At 45.0% G+C, this 3,155-nt stretch carries 6 protein-coding genes; 5 read left to right on the top strand and 1 reads right to left on the bottom strand.

Annotated elements, in window-relative coordinates:
* Nucleotides 1-16: 16 nt before the first annotated feature.
* Both GF309_16245 and GF309_16240 read left to right on the top strand, forming a co-directional pair.
* Complete coding sequence (locus GF309_16245) at nucleotides 17-223, top strand: hypothetical protein (protein ID MBD3160331.1); 207 nt, start codon at nucleotides 17-19, stop codon at nucleotides 221-223.
* Between the two features lie 94 nt (nucleotides 224-317).
* The gene (locus GF309_16240) at nucleotides 318-1,040 is read left to right on the top strand and encodes a hypothetical protein (GenBank protein ID MBD3160330.1); all 723 of its coding nucleotides are present in this window, start codon (nucleotides 318-320) and stop codon (nucleotides 1,038-1,040) included.
* Between the two features lie 145 nt (nucleotides 1,041-1,185).
* Here the strand turns inward: GF309_16240 and GF309_16235 are convergent, their stop codons facing one another.
* Nucleotides 1,186-1,380, bottom strand: a complete 195-nt coding sequence (locus GF309_16235; GenBank protein MBD3160329.1) for a hypothetical protein — start codon at nucleotides 1,378-1,380, stop codon at nucleotides 1,186-1,188.
* A 42-nt stretch (nucleotides 1,381-1,422) separates the two neighbouring features.
* On the opposite strand from GF309_16235, the gene GF309_16230 reads away from it, so the two are divergent.
* The 3 genes from GF309_16230 to GF309_16220 all read left to right on the top strand — a co-directional run.
* Nucleotides 1,423-1,695 (top strand): hypothetical protein, encoded by a 273-nt coding sequence (locus tag GF309_16230; GenBank protein MBD3160328.1) that lies wholly within the window; start codon nucleotides 1,423-1,425, stop codon nucleotides 1,693-1,695.
* Nucleotides 1,696-2,112: 417 nt separating this feature from the next.
* Nucleotides 2,113-2,709: a hypothetical protein gene (locus tag GF309_16225; GenBank protein ID MBD3160327.1), complete on the top strand. Its 597-nt coding sequence runs from the start codon at nucleotides 2,113-2,115 to the stop codon at nucleotides 2,707-2,709.
* 92 nt (nucleotides 2,710-2,801) lie between these two features.
* Nucleotides 2,802-3,155: ATP-binding cassette domain-containing protein (locus tag GF309_16220; protein MBD3160326.1), on the top strand; the 354-nt coding region annotated here is incomplete at its 3' end.

The raw sequence follows: 3,155 nt of genomic DNA, 5'->3' as shown, positions 1-3,155 counted from the left end.
GCCATTGAGTGATTTCTTGGAAGCCAACGGAAAGTACCTGTTCTTCGGGCTTATGACGGCTACCACGCTGGCCGGCGCAGCCCTATCAGACAAACTCCCAGTGGGTGCGAAGCTGAAGGATATGGGCTACCTGCAGAAAGCTGGCTTGTCCGCGACGGTTATGCAAATCGGCATGCAGGCCCTGAACGCGGGCATACTCCTGTCTTATTGTATATCATCCTAGGAGGATAATAGTATAACAAAAACACAACAAGGTGAAGAATTATGGATAGAAACATAAACGAGAACCGAATATCAGCTACAGGAGGTAGTTGGAGATGAAGAAGAGGAGAATACTGAATGAAGCTAGGAAAATCGGTGATGTTGGAGTATTACTGATTGGACTTATTGCATACTTCGCACAGAGGGTCTTAGCCTATGGCACATCCCTACCTGTTGCCTGGCCAGATTCTGGTTTCCAGATTTACTACTGGGATATACTGCAAATTGGCCTTTCCGGTCAGATCTATATAGTGGCAGGAACTCTAATTGCACTCGCTTTGCTGTTTTCCGTTCCCGTGTATACTAAACCGACATCCCAGGCATTGATTGGTCTTGCTGCCATTATGTCATTTATCAGCGTGTACTTAACTACTCAGTGGCTGTTTCCGATAGCAAATGCGTTGGCGAATTATCAAAATGAAGTGCTTATTCCTCCGCCGAGACTATTGCAGACTGAGATGATATTAGTACAGGCAACGACAGTTATGCTTGCATGTCTGATTGTAGCAGGCATAGCGGGTATTATACAGAAAGACACTGACAACGTAGTAAATACGGGGTATATTGTGGCCCTAGTGGGTGGTCTGATTCCACTCATACTTGGTCTTGTCACCGGCGGATTGTTTGTCACCACGTATGGTGACATCGAATGGGTCATAATAGCACACATCATAGGTTTCTTCGGCTATATCGGACTGGCAGCGGCATTCTCTAGACCGGTTACACCACAGGGCCACGCTTCAGACGTGTCAGAACAAGAAACAGATTCACAGAAGTAGCTTGTACTTGCAAATACACACAACAAACCACGTCCCGCCCTGCTCAGGAGACAGCAACTCCTGCTGATGCATGGGAATCAACATGCAACCAATATAACCAAAAATGGCCGGGCGGGACACCCTCGATTTTGTCGATGTTACCAATCTAGAACTCGGTAGTCCATCCCCCGATTTCGTAGCTGTCAGCTATGTCTTCGGATGCATAAGACGGGAGGGCGGACCCTATCAATAACATGAGAATAGGAGCAGTCCCGTAAGCCATCATGATGGGATCGGACCCTCTACATGCTGAGGTGTGAACGACTACGCCTATGGCGCACCGGGCAACAACTTCATCCAATCCAAGATCTACAGCCTGTTTGAGCAGTACTGGTTTATCTGGATGAATGAGTTTGAGGATGGCTCATATGATTGTGGCATCTTTATGCATGGTGTTGACGAATTCCAGGCCGCCTACTATGTTGATCAAGGAGATGTGGTTATACCCTCGGAGTGTGAACTAGAGGTAACGCATAGTGGAGACGGAATGTCAGAGAAACAGTGTCTCTATCCTCACCATTTCTCCTTTAGTTTTTGCAGTTCTCGCGGTTTATTGAAACCTCCCCCTCATTTTTCCGCGGTAGGCAATCTGAAACGAAATCCTTTTGGAATATAAAATCTCATTGCTACCAAGAATGAACTGGGCGAGTAAATCTAACATTGTTGGAAAATATTCAGAACAACCAGAATACCAAGCTGGACGGTGATTTACAGAGTCTCTGGATCTGGTTGATAATTCTACTGGAGATTTTTCTTGTCATTCCTAGAGTTCCGCTGAGAGCGTATATGATGCTCGAGTAAGCTTGTCTTGGGCTTCAGCTTTTTCGGAATGCAAAGGATATACCTTGAAAAGGATTTGAAATGTCCCGAATGATACATCTCAGAGCTTTGATTTTTCTCTTGCATTCATAATTGTGGTCTAGGAGTCCTTCAATTCGTTTCAACGAATCCGCAATTCGATTATCTCCCAAAGTTTAAGTATTATTATCTGATATCTATCATGTCTCTGAGAAGGGGTAAATGAGGGAAACCTATGAATAGAAGGAATAAGGCAATACTACTTGCTTTGTCAATACTCATTATACTGAGTTCCTCAACGTTAGTTGATGCAACAAAATACTATACCATGGATGACGGACATCATGGGGGTACCTATGGTTCCAGTACATCTCATTCTGTCCAGCAAGAGGAAGCTAGGGTTTATGCAGATGCACCATTTGGCCCAGTTGAAGGGTGGGCATGGCTAGCCGTTGAAGTGACATTGTCTAGCTCGGAACGAGTGGATATGGATGCCGAAGCTTATCTGACCGCGTATCTCAATACTTGGGGTTCGGGATCTGCTGAGATTCACGTGTATTTCAGATGTATTGATCCCGATGACTTTTCAATAGAATGGGGCTCGGAAGTATGGGATCATGATGAAGCCAGTGGCGGCGATGAACCTTGGGACGATGAGAAAATATCTGATGATTTCACAGACGGCGATTTTCCTATGTCCACTCCAAGCGGTACTTGGCTATTTGTAGTCCATTTCGAATTTGATGGTTCCTGGGGTGCAAGGCTACAGAGATCATCATCAGACACAGGCAAAGCAATCCTTGAGGTCGATACCATCACAGTGAGCTATTGACCCAGTATTATGAGGGCTGCTAATTCAAAAGCAGCCCTTCCGTTTTTTACGAGAATTTATTTATGGCCTAATATTGTAGGAAAAATACGAAAATGAACGAATATATCATCTCAATACATCAACTAAGCAAGTCCTTCGGTTCGCTTGAAGTTATAAGGAATCTAGACCTAGATATTTCACCGGGAATTTTTGGATTGATTGGTCCTAATGGTGCAGGGAAGACCACTTTGTTCCGAACACTTCTGAATCTGATTAGACCTGACGGCGGAAAAGCCACTATCCTAGGATATGATATTGAAGAAGAATCATTGGCTATCAGGCGGAAGGTAGGCGTCCTTCATGAACGGCCTACGTATCCCCCGTTCCTGACTCCCCTTGAATATCTGGATCGAATGGGAAAGCTGTTCAAAGAACGTAGGAATCCCGAGGAGCTGCTAGAACTCGTT

The sequence above is a fragment of the Candidatus Lokiarchaeota archaeon genome, assembly GCA_014730275.1.
GTDB lineage: Archaea > Asgardarchaeota > Thorarchaeia > Thorarchaeales > Thorarchaeaceae > WJIL01.
This window is presented reverse-complemented; position numbering and strand designations above follow the sequence as displayed.